Annotated in this window: 16 protein-coding genes; 15 read left to right on the forward strand and 1 reads right to left on the reverse strand. The window is 63.2% G+C overall.

The window, feature by feature from the left end; genetic code table 11:
- Positions 1-7 precede the first annotated feature (7 nt).
- The 15 genes from acpP to GWQ44_RS03800 all read left to right on the forward strand — a co-directional run bounded on the left by acpP (position 8) and on the right by GWQ44_RS03800 (position 14,241).
- Complete coding sequence (gene acpP / locus GWQ44_RS03730) at positions 8-244, forward strand: acyl carrier protein (RefSeq protein ID WP_003175607.1); 237 nt, start codon at positions 8-10, stop codon at positions 242-244.
- A 110-nt stretch (positions 245-354) separates the two neighbouring features.
- Positions 355-1,599, forward strand: coding sequence for a beta-ketoacyl-ACP synthase II (gene fabF / locus GWQ44_RS03735; protein WP_016968272.1), 1,245 nt, complete (start codon positions 355-357; stop codon positions 1,597-1,599).
- Positions 1,599-2,414, forward strand: coding sequence for an aminodeoxychorismate lyase (pabC, locus tag GWQ44_RS03740; RefSeq protein ID WP_275926658.1), 816 nt, complete (start codon positions 1,599-1,601; stop codon positions 2,412-2,414). The genes fabF and pabC overlap by 1 nt, the downstream gene beginning before the upstream one ends.
- Before the next feature lie 3 nt (positions 2,415-2,417).
- Positions 2,418-3,584, forward strand: a complete 1,167-nt coding sequence (gene mltG, locus GWQ44_RS03745) for an endolytic transglycosylase MltG (protein ID WP_275926659.1) — start codon at positions 2,418-2,420, stop codon at positions 3,582-3,584.
- A gap of 19 nt (positions 3,585-3,603) precedes the next feature.
- A complete protein-coding gene (gene tmk / locus GWQ44_RS03750; RefSeq protein WP_016968275.1) occupies positions 3,604-4,236 on the forward strand; it encodes a dTMP kinase in 633 nt (210 codons plus the stop codon).
- A complete protein-coding gene (locus tag GWQ44_RS03755; protein WP_275926660.1) occupies positions 4,229-5,215 on the forward strand; it encodes a DNA polymerase III subunit delta' in 987 nt (328 codons plus the stop codon). The genes tmk and GWQ44_RS03755 overlap by 8 nt, the downstream gene beginning before the upstream one ends.
- Positions 5,216-5,299: 84 nt before the next feature.
- Positions 5,300-6,091 (forward strand): TatD family hydrolase, encoded by a 792-nt coding sequence (locus GWQ44_RS03760; protein WP_275926661.1) that lies wholly within the window; start codon positions 5,300-5,302, stop codon positions 6,089-6,091.
- A 798-nt stretch (positions 6,092-6,889) separates the two neighbouring features.
- Positions 6,890-7,528 carry a TetR/AcrR family transcriptional regulator gene (locus GWQ44_RS03765; protein WP_011060125.1) on the forward strand — a complete coding sequence of 213 codons (639 nt, stop codon included), beginning with the start codon at positions 6,890-6,892 and terminating at the stop codon, positions 7,526-7,528.
- 139 nt (positions 7,529-7,667) lie between these two features.
- Positions 7,668-8,636, forward strand: a complete 969-nt coding sequence (locus GWQ44_RS03770) for a radical SAM protein (protein ID WP_047302844.1) — start codon at positions 7,668-7,670, stop codon at positions 8,634-8,636.
- A gap of 100 nt (positions 8,637-8,736) precedes the next feature.
- Positions 8,737-9,339: a DUF4823 domain-containing protein gene (locus GWQ44_RS03775; RefSeq protein WP_233321291.1), complete on the forward strand. Its 603-nt coding sequence runs from the start codon at positions 8,737-8,739 to the stop codon at positions 9,337-9,339.
- 18 nt (positions 9,340-9,357) lie between these two features.
- Entirely contained in the window at positions 9,358-9,921 is a 564-nt protein-coding gene (locus tag GWQ44_RS03780; protein ID WP_016968280.1) for a DUF1285 domain-containing protein, read from the forward strand.
- A gap of 68 nt (positions 9,922-9,989) precedes the next feature.
- Positions 9,990-10,703: a GntR family transcriptional regulator gene (locus GWQ44_RS03785; RefSeq protein ID WP_047302846.1), complete on the forward strand. Its 714-nt coding sequence runs from the start codon at positions 9,990-9,992 to the stop codon at positions 10,701-10,703.
- Positions 10,700-11,698, forward strand: a complete 999-nt coding sequence (locus tag GWQ44_RS03790; RefSeq protein WP_275926662.1) for an ADP-ribosylglycohydrolase family protein — start codon at positions 10,700-10,702, stop codon at positions 11,696-11,698. The genes GWQ44_RS03785 and GWQ44_RS03790 overlap by 4 nt, the downstream gene beginning before the upstream one ends.
- 154 nt (positions 11,699-11,852) lie before the next feature.
- Entirely contained in the window at positions 11,853-13,319 is a 1,467-nt protein-coding gene (locus GWQ44_RS03795; RefSeq protein ID WP_016968283.1) for a cytosine permease, read from the forward strand.
- Entirely contained in the window at positions 13,312-14,241 is a 930-nt protein-coding gene (locus GWQ44_RS03800; protein ID WP_275926663.1) for a PfkB family carbohydrate kinase, read from the forward strand. Before GWQ44_RS03795 ends, GWQ44_RS03800 begins: the two co-directional genes overlap by 8 nt.
- A 75-nt stretch (positions 14,242-14,316) precedes the next feature.
- On the opposite strand, the gene GWQ44_RS03805 is transcribed toward GWQ44_RS03800, so the two are convergent.
- The gene (locus tag GWQ44_RS03805) at positions 14,317-14,640 is read right to left on the reverse strand and encodes a hypothetical protein (protein WP_275926664.1); all 324 of its coding nucleotides are present in this window, start codon (positions 14,638-14,640) and stop codon (positions 14,317-14,319) included.
- Positions 14,641-14,849: the final 209 nt, after the last annotated feature.

A 14,849-nucleotide genomic window follows, 5' to 3' on the forward strand; every position in this document is an offset into this window, starting at 1 on the left:
ACAAGGTATGAGCACCATCGAAGAGCGCGTCAAGAAAATCGTTGCTGAGCAACTGGGCGTTAAAGAAGAAGAAGTTGTGAACACCGCTTCCTTCGTTGAAGACCTGGGTGCCGACTCCCTTGACACCGTTGAGCTGGTGATGGCTCTGGAAGAGGAATTCGAGACCGAAATCCCTGACGAAGAAGCTGAAAAGATCACTACCGTTCAAGCAGCTATCGACTACGTTACCAGCCACCAGGCTTAATCGTTTGTAGTCGTCTTTTGCTGTCATGGAAAAACCGCACTGCCGTTACGGCGTGCGGTTTTTTCTTTAGGCCTGATACAAAGTGTCGTCATTAGAAAAAGGAGAGTGCTGTGTCGCGTAGACGCGTCGTAGTCACCGGTATGGGTATGTTGTCGCCACTGGGTACGGATGTGCCGAGTAGCTGGCAGGGCATTCTGGCTGGCCAAAGTGGCATTGGTCTGATCGAACACACCGACCTTTCTGCCTATTCCACCCGTTTTGGCGGCTCGGTAAAGGGCTTCAATGTCGAGGAGTACCTGTCGGCCAAAGAGGCCCGCAAACTCGACCTGTTCATTCAGTACGGTCTGGCGGCCGGATTTCAGGCGGTGCGCAACGCCGGCCTGGAAGTCACCGATGCCAACCGTGAGCGCATCGGCGTGGCCATGGGCTCGGGTATTGGCGGTTTGACCAATATCGAAGAAACCAGCCGCACCCTGCACGATTCCGGTCCGCGACGGATCTCTCCGTTCTTCGTGCCGGGCTCGATCATCAATATGATTTCCGGTTTCCTGTCCATCCACCTGGGTGCCCAGGGGCCGAACTACGCCATTTCCACGGCGTGCACCACCGGCACCCACTGCATCGGCATGGCCGCGCGCAACATTGCCTACGGTGAAGCCGACGTGATGATTGCCGGCGGTGCCGAGATGGCCGCCTGCGGCCTGGGCATGGGCGGCTTCGGCGCGTCCCGTGCGCTGTCGACCCGTAACGACGAGCCGACCCGCGCCAGCCGTCCCTGGGACAAGGGGCGTGATGGCTTCGTGTTGTCCGACGGCGCCGGCGCCCTGGTGCTGGAAGAGCTGGAACACGCCAAGGCCCGTGGCGCCACTATCTACGCCGAGCTGATTGGTTTCGGCATGAGTGGCGATGCCTATCACATGACTTCGCCGCCCGCCGATGGCGCCGGCGCCGCTCGCTGCATCGCCAATGCCCTGCGCGACGCCAAGCTCAATGTCGATCAGGTGCAGTACATCAACGCCCATGGCACGTCGACCCCTGCCGGCGACCTGGCAGAAGCCGAAGCGATCAAGACGGTGTTTGGCGATCACGCCTACAAGCTGGCGGTCAGTTCCACCAAATCCATGACCGGTCACCTGCTAGGCGCCGCCGGGGCGATCGAGGCGATCTTCAGCGTGCTGGCCATCAACAGCCAGGCGGCGCCGCCGACCATCAACCTGGATGAGCCGGATGAGGGCTGCGACCTCGACTTCGTGCCGCACACCGCGCGCAGCATGGACATCGATGTGGTGCTCTCCAACTCCTTCGGCTTTGGTGGCACCAACGGCTCCCTGGTGTTCCGCCGGTTCTCCGAGTGATGCACTGCTGGGTCGACGGTCGGCCGGCTGACGCACTGTCGCTCAAGGACCGCGGCCTGGCCTATGGCGATGGTCTGTTCGAGACCATCGCCGTCAGATCCGGTCAGCCGCAACTGTTGGAGCGGCACTTGCAGCGCCTGGCCGAAGGCTGCCGACGTCTGGCGCTGAATGCGGATCAGGTGCTGATTCGCAACGAAGTGCTGGCCTATGCGGCGGCCCTGGGTGAGGGCGTGCTCAAGCTGATGCTGACCCGTGGCGACAGTCTGCGGGGCTATGCGGCAGACCCGGCAGCCACGGCGCGCCGCATTCTCCAGGGCGCTGCCTGGCCGGCCTATCCCCCGGCCAATGCCGAGCAGGGGGTCGTGCTGTTTCCCTGCGCCACGCGTTTATCCGAGCAGCCGTTACTGGCTGGCCTCAAGCATCTCAACCGTCTCGAACAAGTGCTGGCTCGCGCCGAATGGCGTGATTCCGAGCATGCCGAAGGCTTGATGCTCGATGGCGCCGGGCGGGTGATCGAAGCGGTGTTCAGCAATCTGTTCCTGGTCAGCCAGGGGCGCTTGCTGACAGCCGACCTGAGCCGTTGCGGGGTGGCCGGGGTGATGCGCGCGGAAATTCTGTTTCAGGCCGCGTCGCTGGGGATTTCCGTGGACGTCACGGACATCAGTCTCGATCAGCTGCAGCGGGCGGATGAAGTCTTCGTCTGCAACAGCGTCTATGGCATCTGGCCGGTGCGTGCCTGTGCCGGGATGCGCTGGTCGGCGGGACCGCTCACCCGTAAACTGCAGGGCATTACCCGCGCACTACTGGATGCTTGATTCGTGAGACGTAAATTACTGCTCCTGCTGGAAACCGGACTGGTCCTGGCAGGTCTGCTGCTGGGCGCGAGTGCCTGGAAACTGCACTCGGCCCTGGAACAACCGCTGAACCTCTCCCAGGAGCAGTTGCTTGATGTTCCCGCCGGTGCCACGCCCACCGGCACTTTCAATCGTCTGCAAGCCGATGGCGTGATCCGGGATGGCTTCTGGTTGCGCCTGTACTGGCGCTTCAATCTGCAGGGCCAGCCGCTGCACAGTGGCGAGTACCGCATGACGCCGGGCATGACGGCCGAAGGCCTGATCGGTCTCTGGCAGCGCGGCGAGGTGGTGCAGTACAGCCTGACCCTGGTGGAAGGCTGGAACTTCCGCCAGGTGCGCAATGCCTTGGCCAAGAGCGACAAGCTGCAGCAGACCCTGACAGGCCTCAGCGACAGTCAGGTGATGGAAAAACTCGGCCACGGCGGGGTGTTTCCCGAAGGGCGTTTCTTCCCCGATACCTATCGTTTTGTAAAAGGCATGACCGACGCCGAGCTTCTGGAAAAAGCCTACGACCGTCTGGACGATGTGCTGGCCAAAGAGTGGAGCAAGCGGGCTGATGACGCGCCCTACAGCGATCCTTATCAGGCGCTGATCATGGCGTCGCTGGTGGAAAAGGAAACCGGCGTGCCCCAGGAGCGTGGACAGATCGCCGGAGTCTTTGTGCGGCGCATGCAGATCGGCATGCTGCTGCAGACCGACCCGACGGTGATCTATGGCCTGGGCGAGCGCTACACCGGCAAACTGACCCGGGCTCACCTCAAGGAAGCCACGCCTTACAACACTTACGTGATTGCCGGGCTGCCGCCGACGCCGATTGCCATGGTCGGGCGCGAGGCGATTCACGCCGCGCTCAATCCGGTGCCGGGCAAGAGCCTGTATTTTGTTGCCCGGGGCGACGGCAGCCATGTGTTCTCCGATGACCTGGATGCCCATAACAGTGCCGTGCGCGAGTTCCAGCTCAAGCGTCGCGCCGACTACCGTTCCAGTCCGGCGCCGCAGGCCACGCCGGCCACACCCGAGGCCCAGAGCCCGGCACCAGCCGTTACTCCGGGTCCGGACAGCGCGTCGCCCGCGCCCGTCGAGGTTCCCGCTGCGGCGGAACCTGCGCCCGCGCCGAAAAGCCCGCAATGACTTTGATTAAGGACTGCCTGTGACTGGCTTGTTTATTACCCTGGAAGGCCCGGAAGGGGCCGGTAAAAGCACCAACCGCGAGTACCTCGCCGAGCGCCTGCGCGCCGCGGGCATCGAGGTGGTGTTGACCCGCGAGCCCGGCGGCACACCCTTGGCCGAGCGGATTCGCGAAGTGCTGCTGACCCCGGGCGAGGAAGTCATGAATGCCGACACCGAGCTGCTGCTGGTGTTTGCGGCCCGCGCCCAGCATCTGGCCACGGTGATTCGCCCGGCACTGGCCCGCGGCGCGGTGGTCCTGTGTGACCGTTTCACCGATTCGACCTATGCCTATCAGGGCGCCGGTCGTGGCCTGAGCCTTGAGCGCATCGAGGCCTTGGAGCGTTTCGTGCAGGGTGAGTTGCGCCCGGATCTGACCCTGGTGTTCGACTTGCCGGTGGATGTCGGTCTGGCTCGGGCCAGTGCTCGCGGTCGGCTGGATCGCTTCGAACAGGAAGGCCAGGCGTTTTTCCAGAAGGTGCGCCAGGCGTACCTGACCCGCGCCGCCGCTGCGCCCCAGCGTTATTGCCTGGTGGATGCGGCGCAGCCCCTGGCCCGGGTCCAGCAGTCCCTGGATGCCTTGTTGCCGCAACTGCTGGAGCGCGCCCGTGGCTGAAGTCTTTCCCTGGCAGGACGGCCTCTGGCAGCAGTTGGCCGGGCGCACGCAACATGCCCACGCCTATCTGCTGCACGGCCCGGCGGGCATCGGCAAGCGAGCCCTGGCAGAACGCCTGATGGCGCGTCTGCTGTGCCAGCGTCCGAACGGGCTGGATGCCTGTGGCCAGTGCAAGTCCTGCTTGCTGCTCCAGGCCGGTAGTCATCCGGACAACTACGTGCTGGAGCCCGAAGAGGCGGACAAGGCGATCAAGGTCGACCAGGTGCGTGAGTTGGTCAGCTTCGTGGTGCAGACCGCACAGTTGGGGGGGCGCAAGGTGGTGCTGATCGAGCCGGTGGAGTCGATGAACATCAATGCGTCCAACGCCTTGCTGAAAAGCCTTGAGGAGCCTTCCGGGGATACCGTGCTGCTGTTGGTGAGTCATCAGCCGAGCCGTTTGCTGCCGACCATCAAGAGTCGCTGTGTCCAGCAAGCCTGTCCCTTGCCCAGCGCGGCGATGAGCCAGCAATGGTTGGCCGCGGCGCTGCCCGAGTGTTCCGATGAAGAGCGCCTGGAGCTGCTTACCCTGGCCGCCGGATCGCCGCTGGCCGCCGTCGGCTTGCAGGCCCAGGGGGTTCGCGAGCAGCGGGCGCTGGTGGTGGACGGGGTGAAGAAGTTGCTCAAGCAGCAACAGTCGCCGACCCAGCTGGCCGAGGCCTGGAATGCCATCCCTCTGTTGCTGTTGTTCGACTGGTTCTGTGACTGGTCGAACCTGGTCTTGCGTTACCAGTTGACCCAGGACGAGGACGGCCTGGGTTTGCAGGACATGCGCAAGGTGTTGCAGTACCTGGCGCAGAAGTCCGGCCAGGACAAGGTGCTGGCGATCCAGGACTGGATCCTGGCCCAGCGACAAAAGGTCCTGAGCAAGGCCAACCTCAACCGAGTGTTGCTGTTGGAGGCGCTGTTGGTGCAATGGGCGGCGTTGCCGACCCGGCACTGAGCGGCCTGTCCCTGAATCAGGCCGGTATCCGGCCGGACGACAACGCCCGGCCCTTTCATTGATCGGATGTAGTTGTAGGCTCCCATGCTCGTAGATTCCCATTGCCACCTTGATCGTCTCGACCTTGCCGCCCATGACGGCTCCCTGGATGCGGCGCTGGCCGCGGCCCGCCAGCGCGGTGTCGGGCACTTCCTGTGCATTGGCGTCAGCGCCGACAACGCCGCGGACGTCAAGGCTCTGGCCGAGCGTTACGAGGATGTCGATTGCTCGGTGGGGGTGCACCCGCTGGACCTGCAGCCCGGCGCTGCCCCGGCCCTGGACTGGCTGTTGCAGGAGCTGAACCACCCGCGGGTGGTGGCCATTGGCGAAACCGGCCTGGACTATCACTACGAGCCGGAAGCGGCCGAGTTGCAGCAGGCGTCTTTCCGTCTGCATTTGCAGGCCGCGCAACAGACCGGCAAGCCGGTGGTGGTGCACACCCGCGGTGCCCGCGCCGACACCCTGGCGCTGCTGCGGGAAGCGGCATTGCCCAATGCCGGCGTGCTGCATTGCTTTACCGAGGACTGGGACATGGCCAAGGCGGCGCTGGACCTGGGGTTCTATATCTCTCTGTCGGGCATCGTCACCTTCCGCAATGCCGATGCTCTGCGCGATGTGGCTCGCCAGATGCCTGCCGATCGGCTGCTGGTGGAAACCGACTCGCCGTACCTGGCGCCCATCCCTTATCGCGGCAAGCCCAACCTGCCGCAGTACGTGCGCGAAGTGGCGGAGTTCCTGGCGATGCTGCGCGGCGAGGCCTACGAGGCCTTTGCCGAACAGACCACGGCCAACTTCAAGCGCCTGTTTCCCCAGGCTCGGGTCAAGAGCGGGGCCTGATCGGTTACTGGAAAGCTTGAATTTCAGGCAAAAAAAACCCGGGTTCTGGGGGGTGAATCCGGGTTAAGACCATTAGGAGTAAAACTAAGGCACGCGGTCCATCGGTACCTAAATCGGCGTTTCACTTGGGGGAGATGTCGCGCCGACAGTTGAAGTATTGATCACTATTGGATTCAGTCCAGTTGCCCCTGCCTGGTTTTTAAACAAATTTGGAATACAGGCGCTTCGCTTGAGTTCTCATTTTTCGAGGTTCGGCGCTTTTCTTGCTGGAATTTCCTGTGTTTTCGCTGTTTTTAGCGAAATTCAGCGTAAAACGGCGATTGTTGTCGCGCGTTTTGCACACAAGCTGTTGCAGTTTAGTCCGCCAATCAGCCTGATCCTGATCAATGGCATCGGCACTTTCAGAATGTTCGCCCGTTCTCGATGTCTTTTTCGCTGCTTTGCAGGGCTTTTTCTAATCTCTATAAAGCAACGATGCTGAAGCGCAATGACGTCATTGCGACTCATGAATGTATTTTCGTCGAGTAGGGGGCGCGGATGAGTGTCGGGAGCCGGTTATGGAAAAGACCCGGACTTTGCGGTCTGATCCGAGGCTCACGGGCGCTGGGCGTTTGCTATGTGAACCGTGCGCCGAGCCCGTATTCACGGGATTTCGCAGGTTTAGGCGGCCCATTCAGGGGCGGGCGTCAGGCAGGCTTTTGCGCCAGAAACAGCTGCAACGAAGGATGATCCGTGCATTTTGGCGCAAGTTAGGCATAATACGCGGCTTCGATTTTGACCCCGAACAGACCTTTTCTTATGCAGAAAGAACCTCGTAAGGTCCGTGAGTTTCGTCGCCGCGAGCAAGAAATTCTCGATACCGCGCTCAAGCTGTTCCTCGAACAAGGTGAAGACAGTGTCACCGTCGAGATGATTGCGGATGCCGTGGGTATCGGCAAAGGGACCATCTACAAGCATTTCAAGTCCAAGGCGGAGATCTACCTGCGCCTGATGCTCGACTATGAGCGTGACCTGAACGAGCTGCTGCACTCGGCCGATGTCGACAAGGACAAGGAAGCCCTGTCCCGGGCCTACTTCGAATTTCGCATGCGCGACCCGCAGCGCTACCGGCTGTTCGACCGCCTGGAAGAGAAGGTGGTCAAGGGCAATCAGGTGCCGGAAATGGTCGAGGAACTGCACAAGATCCGCGCCTCCAACTTCGAACGCCTGACCTTGTTGATCAAGGGCCGTATCAGCGAAGGCAAGCTCGAAGACGTCCCGCCTTACTTCCACTACTGCGCCTCCTGGGCGCTGGTGCATGGCGCGGTGGCGCTGTACCACTCGCCGTTCTGGAGCAATGTGCTGGAGGATCAGGAGGGCTTCTTCCAGTTCCTGATGGATATCGGCGTGCGCATGGGCAACAAGCGCAAGCGCGACCCCGACACCTCGAACAGCTGAAGCATTCAGCTGCTGTATTGCGCCATCGACTACCTGTATGGCGCGGTGTCCGAGGAATATACTCAGGCATGGGACTTGCCAGAACCTGATTTTTGAGTCAGGTTTTGGCCGGTTCTCCCTTCCTACGCCGGAGTCATCCATGATCGTTGATCGTCAAGGCAGGCGCTTTCGCAATTTGCGGATCAGTCTGACGTCCGCCTGCAACTACGCCTGTACCTACTGCGTGCCCAACGGCAAGCGGCTGGTGGCTGCCCAGGACGAGTTGTCGGCCGAGGCGATGGCCCGGGGCGTGGCGTATCTGATTGAAGCGGCCGGCATCGAACGGCTGCGCATCACCGGCGGAGAGCCTCTGGTCAGTCCCAAGCTGGAAGCCTTCATGGGGGCGGTCGGGCGCATGGGGCTGGAAGACATCAGCCTGACCACCAACGGCCAGTTGCTGGCGCGCAAGCTGCCCTTGCTGGTGGAGGCGGGGATCCGCCGGATCAATGTTTCTCTCGATACCCTGGATGCCGCGGCCTTTCGCAGCATCGCCCGGGGTGGCGATCTGGCCAGCGTGCTCGATGGCATGCAGCAAGCGCGCGCGGCCGGGCTGAAGATCAAGGTCAACATGGTGCCGTTGCGCGGGCAGAACCTGGATCAGGTCATGCCGCTGCTTGATTACTGCCTGGAGCGGGGCTACGAGCTGCGCTTCATCGAGCTGATGCGCATGGGGCACCTGGCCAGCGACGGCAATGCCTTCCTGCAGCAGTTTGTCAGTCTGCAACAGCTGCTTGCGATGATCGGCGAGCGCTACGAATACCTTCAGGCCGATGCGCCGCTGGATGCGACCGCCGTGCGTTACGAGATTCCCGGGCTGGGTCATTTCGGGGTGATTGCCAACGAAAGCGTGCCGTTCTGCCGCACCTGCTCGCGTCTGCGTCTGTCCTCCACCGGTTGGTTGCACGGCTGCCTGTCGTCAAGCAATCGCCACTATGTTGGCGATCTCTTGGACAAGCCGCGCCACCAAGCCCTGCCGGCGCTCCAGCGCCTGCTGGTCAAGGCCCTGGGCGACAAGCAGGACCTAGCCTTTTCCGGTGGCGCCACGGTGATGAAAATCATCGGCGGCTAGTTCGCCTGGCGCTGGAATGTCCTCCATTGACGTAGCTGGCGCGGAAGCTGCATCTCGTGGCCATTCGCCGGTTTTCCGTCACCGGTTTTTGGAGGGTAGGATGCGTAGCCTGGTTTTGCTGCTGGCCTTTTTGGCACTCGGCGGCTGCATGAATGTCAGCGATATGGGCGAAGGGGTGCGCTATCACCTGAGCGACGCGGGGGTGCTCGATCACAGCGATACCCGCCGGACCAGTTCATTCCGCATTCAGCCGGATTCGTTCATTTTCATCGCCCAGGGACACTTTGTACCGCCAGGCGGTGCTTATCCTCGACCCAACGTAGTGGCCGAAGAGGCCTTCAACGGCTTTGTCGAGTATTTCCCCATGGTGCGCCGGGCCAAAGCCCCCGAAGGCTTGAACGAGGCCATGGCCGAAGCCCGGGAAGTGGGCGCCCACTATCTGCTCTACGCTCGTTTCGCCAAGGCCGACGACCGCATCGGCAACTCCGATGAGTGGCTGGACCAAGAGGCGGTGGACCGTCTGGGTGTGGATACCAGCACCATCCAGATCATGCTGATCGAAACCAGTACCCAATACCTGATCGATACGACCCGTATTCGCAGTCGTGGCGGATTACTGACGTTTCACGACAACAAGCCCCAGGATCTGCTGGGCCCGCCGTTGCAGCAATATGCTCGCGGTTTGCTGGGCCTGAGCGACTGATTGAACGAGGAGAGCGGTATGAGTGGTCCAGGCAAGGCCAACGACCTGTTGGCGCAGATTCCCAAGGCCGAGAAGGGCCTGCCGCCGGTCCACCTGTGGAACCCCGATTTCTGTGGCGATATCGACATGCGTATCGCCCGCGACGGCACCTGGTACTACCTGGGGACCCCCATCGGTCGCAAGCCGATGGTCAAGCTGTTCTCCACCATCATCCGCCGCGATGGCGACGACTACTTTCTCGTCACTCCGGTGGAGAAGGTGGGCATCAAGGTCGACGACGCTCCCTTCGTCGCCGTGACCCTGGAGGTCGAAGGGCAGGGTGAGGCGCAGCTGCTGCGCTTTACCAGCAATGTCGACGAACAGGTGGTTGCCAACGTCGAGCATCCGCTGCGGGTGGTGATCGACCCGTTGACCCAGGAGCCGGCGCCTTATGTTCTGGTTCGAAACAACCTCGAGGCGCTGATCCATCGCAATGTGTTCTACCAGTTGGTGGAGCTGGCCCAGACTCGCGTTCTCGATGGCCAGCGCTGGCTGGGCGTGTGGAGTGATGGGGTGTTCTTCCCCATCGGTCTGGAGCCATAAAGACATTTCAATTTCGATTTCGAGATATTTCTTGATCTTGATCCCGCGTTTCATGTATCAAGCCGGACATGCCTAAACATGTTCGATTCGATAAGAAAACAAGAGTGGTCGACGAGCTGATCCGGCGCATTGAAAGCGGTCTGCTGGAAGACGGCTTTCAACTGCCGGGAGAGCATCAGTTGGCCGGGGAGTTCGGTGTCAGTCGTGGCACCCTGCGTGAAGCCCTGGCCGAGCTCAAGCGCCGCAACTACATCGCCACGCAGAGCGGTGTGGGTTCCATCGTCACCTTCGACGGCGTCGCCCTGGACCAGCATCATGGCTGGGCCCAGGCCCTGGCCGAGAGCGGCGCCCTGGTCAACACCGAGGTACTGCGCCTGGAGGCCGTGCGCCGCCCGGAGCTCAAGCACCGCCTGGGCACCGACCAGTTCATTGCCCTGGATCGCCGCCGGCGCAGCACCGACGGTCGGGTGCTGTCCCTCGAGCGCTCCCTGATCCCGGCCTCCGGCGAGTTGGAAGGCCTGCCCCGAGTCGGCCTGATCGATGATTCCCTGACCATTACCCTGGCCGCCTACGGCTACATCGGCGAGCGCGGCGATCAATGGATCGGCGCCGAGCCCTTGAACGCCGAAGACGCCGAGCTGCTCGGGCGGGCGCCGGGAGACGTGTTCCTCAAGGCCCTGCGCACCACCTATGATCGCCAGGGGCGTTTCATGGAACAGGTCGAGAGCCTGCTGGATCCGCAGCATTTCCGCATGCACCTGCAATTCGGAGAGTCGCGGTGAGTCCGCTCCAGCGGGCACTGGGCGCCTTCTACGGTCTGGCCCTGGGCGATGCCCTGGGCATGCCCACCCAGTCCTTGAGTCAGGAACAGATTCACCAGCGTTTCGGCGTGATCCGCACGCTGGAAGACGCGGGGCCCGAGCAGCCGATTGCTGCCAACATGCCCGCCGGTTCAATCACCGACGACACCGAACAGGCGATCCTGGTGGGGCGCCTGCTTGTTCAGGGCCAAGGCCGGATCGATCCGGCGGTCCTGGCCCGGAGCCTGATCCAGTGGGAGGCGGCGATGCAGGCCAAGGGCTCCCAGGATCTGCTCGGTCCCTCCACCAAGCGCGCCATTGAAATGATCCTCGCCGGTGAGTCGGTGGAGGAGGCCGGGCGCTATGGCACCACCAATGGCGCCGCGATGCGCATCACGCCGGTGGGTATCGCCACCGATGTCGCCAGCGCTCAAGGCTTTGTCCAGGCGGTGGTCGAAGCCTGCCAGGTCACGCACAACACCAGCCTGGGAATCGCCAGCGCGGCAGCGGTAGCGGCGGTGGTGTCCGCCGGTATCAATGGCGCCTCGCTGATCGACGCCTTGCCCCTTGGTGCGCAGATTGCCCGCCAGGCACAGGCCCATGGCCATTGGATGGCCGGCGCGACCATCGCAGCGCGCCTGGAGTGGGCCGGCACCTTGAGGGTTGCAGGCGACAAGCCGGCTTTTGCCCGGATGCTGTATGAATTGATCGGCACCTCGGTGGCCTCCCAAGAGTCGGTGGTGGTCAGTTTCGCCCTGGCCCGGCAAGTTGCCCTGGGGCACCTTGAGGCCTTCGAGGCGCTGTGCATGGCCGCCGGACTGGGCGGCGACACCGACACCATCGCGGCGATGCTCGGGGCCATGCTGGGCGCCTGCCTGGGCTTGCAGGCCTGGCCCGCGGAGTTGATCCACCAGGTGCAACAGGTCAATGAACTGGACCTGCAGCCGCTGGTAGAAGCGTTGCTGGCGCTGCGTTAAGTCGTCGCGCCCAGTGCCGAGCCCCAGGCTCGCTACACCTTTCGGCCGTACTGCCGATTGCTAGGGAAAGCTGGAACACGGCCAGGAATGCCGGACTGTTCTGTGACTTCCGAAATTGCCAAACACCCCAATAACGGCAACAGGAGTTTCATTCATGAGTTCATCGACGGTCGGCTCAGGCGCCGGGCAACTGGAAACCCGCGGCATCGAGCCGGTTCCCGAGGCGGAGTGCAACGGTCATCCGTTGCAACTGTTCTGGGTCTGGTTCGCGGCCAATATCAGCATCCTCGGCCTGCCCCTCGGGGCGACCCTGGTGGCATTTCGTGGCTTGTCGATCTGGCAGGTGCTGCTGGTGGCGATCCTCGGTTCAGTAGGCTCGTTCGCCGTGGTCGGCTTGATCTCGGTGGCCGGCCGGCGCGGTCGGGCCCCGAGTCTGACCTTGTCCCGGGCGATCTTCGGTGTGCGTGGCAACATCGGTCCGACCCTGGTGTCGATGCTTTCGCGGGTCGGCTGGGAAACGGTGAACACCACCACGGCAGCCTTTGTCCTGCTGTCGCTGAGTTCGATCCTGTTCCAGACCCCGGCTTCGGCCAAGGACGCGCCACTGCTGACCCTGCTGTTCATCGGGATCTTCGTGCTGATGACCTTGAGCGTCTCCGGCCTGGGCCACGCCACCTTGCTGGTGATCCAGAAGTGGGCCACTTATGGTTTTGGCGCGCTGAACGTACTGGTGGGCGGTTTCCTCTGCGCCACCATCGACTGGACGGCGGTGTTCAATGCCGCGCCGGCCCCCATGAGCGCCATGATCATCGGGGTCGGCACCATGGCGGCCGGCACCGGGATCGGCTGGGCCAGCTCCGGGGCCGACATGTCGCGCTACCAGCATCGCTCGGTGACGGCCGGGCGCCTGGTGGCCTCGGCGGCGTTCGGCGCCGGTATCCCGCTGGTGCTGCTGATCACCCTGGGCGGCCTGCTGTCGGTGGGCAACGATCACCTGGCCTCGGCCGTGGACCCGATCATCGCGATCCGCGACATGCTGCCGACCTGGATGGCCGTGCCTTACCTGATCGCCGCTTTTGGCGGCCTGCTGCTGTCGAACAACCTGTCGGTGTATTCCGCCGGTCTTACCGCGCTGACCCTGGGCCTCAAGGTCAAGCGGGTCTACGCGGTGCTGGTGGATATCGTCGCGATCTTCCTCGGTTCGATCTATTTCATGCTGATCGCCGACAGCTTCTACGGGCCCTTTATCAGCTTCATTTCCCTGCTGGCAGTGCCGATCACCGCCTGGGTGGGGATCTTCGTGGTGGACCTGATCCATCGTCATTACTACAGCGCCGATGATTTGCTGAATGTCGGGCCCGGCAGCGCCTACTGGTACCAGGGCGGGATCGAGTGGCGGGCGTTCGGCGCCTGGGTGCTGGCGATCATTCTGGGGTTCTGTTTCACCAGCATCGGCACCACCGCTGAAGACGTCTGGTTCACCGGGCCGCTGGCCGATTCCTGGTTGGGGCATAACGGCCTGGGCTGGGTCGTCACCTTCCTGGTGGCAGGCGGTGGGTACGCTTTGCTGGGCGGTGCCCGCGATCGGCGTGGGGCCTTTGTCGAGAATGCCAATGCCTAGGTTGCTGCACAGCGGCCAGGTGATCGTCGATCTGGTGATGGCCGTGGACCGGCTGCCGGCGGCCGGTGGTGATGTCCTGGCCCAGTCGGCGAGCTTCGAGGCCGGCGGCGGCTTCAATGTCATGGCCGCGGCGGCGCGCAATGGCTTGCCCGTGCTCTACCTGGGGCGCCACGGCCAGGGGCGCTTTGGCGATCTGGCCCGAGCGGCGATGCAGGCAGAGGGCATTGGCCTGAGTCTGCCGCCCAGCCCGGGTGCCGATACCGGTGTCTGTGTGGCCCTGACCGATGCCTCGGCCGAGCGTACCTTCATCTCTCATATCGGCGCCGAGGGTGAACTGTCGGCCGAGGATCTGGCAGAGGTCAGGGTCCAGGCGGATGACTATCTGTATGTCAGCGGCTACAGCCTGCTGCAGGCGAGCAAGGCTCAGGCGCTGGTCGATTGGCTGCTGGCATTGCCGCGCTCGGTGCCCTTGATGTTCGACCCTGGCCCGCTGGTGGACTCGCCCGACGCCCCCCTGATGCTGGCCTTGTTGCCGCGGATCGATATCTGGAGCAGTAACCGCGCCGAAGCCTTGGCCTTTACCGCCAGTTCGAGCATCGAGACAGCCTTGCAGCGCCTTGGCGAATGGCTGTCACCCACGGCCTTGCTGGTGCTGCGCGACGGTGCCCGGGGCTGTTGGATCGGACGCCAGGGGCAGCTGGCGCAGGTGGGCGGATTCAAGGTCCAGGCGCTGGACAGCAATGGTGCCGGCGACGCCCATGCCGGGGTCTTTGTCGCCGGGCTGGCGGCGGGGCTTGAGCCATTGGCGGCCGCCCGCCGAGCCAATGCAGCAGCGGCCATTGCAGTGACCCGCCGTGGTCCGGCCACGGCACCTGGCCGCGCTGAAGTGGACGCCTTGCTGCAGGCCCAGGAGCCCCGCTGAGTGCCTGGCGCAAGCCGGGCTCGGCTTGCGCAATGCCTCGATCGTGGCGAGGTAGAACCACCACTCAGCCCAGCCTTACTGGCTGCTGCCTTCAGAGCCGGAGCCACCGCTGGTGGTTTTCGCGCCGGTGCCGGTCTTGCCGTTGTCCGGGGTGGCCTGCAACGTGCCAGCGCCACCTTGGCGACCATTGTCGTTGCCCTGGGTACGCGGGTCGGTGCCGGTGGCCGGTGGCAGCGAACCTTCATCCATGGGCGCCGGGTTGATGTTGATCTTGGGGGTGCTCTTGGGCGCGGGGGAGGTCGGCCCTAGCGCGGGATCGTCCGGCCCGGTGGCGCCGGCCAGTGCGCCGGTGGACAGCAGTCCGGCCAGGGTCAGTACAGCCAGTTGAAGCTTGATCATGGTGTCGCCTCCATTCGTCCTGTGAGTCGTTACCTGATATTGGTCTGTGCTGCTGGGCGGTTGGTGCCTGAGCACCGACGAACGGCGTCAGTCCCCTTGGGCCACCTGGGGTGTTTGCAAGCGGCGCCACCCCAGGCGCGCGAGGCTGATCAGCCAGTTCAGCACGGCAATGGCCAGCACGCTGAGCAGCAGCGCCTGGATACCGGCCT

The sequence above is a fragment of the Pseudomonas sp. 3MA1 genome (genome assembly GCF_029237275.1).
GTDB classification, from domain to species: Bacteria; Pseudomonadota; Gammaproteobacteria; order Pseudomonadales; family Pseudomonadaceae; genus Aquipseudomonas; species Aquipseudomonas fluorescens_AP.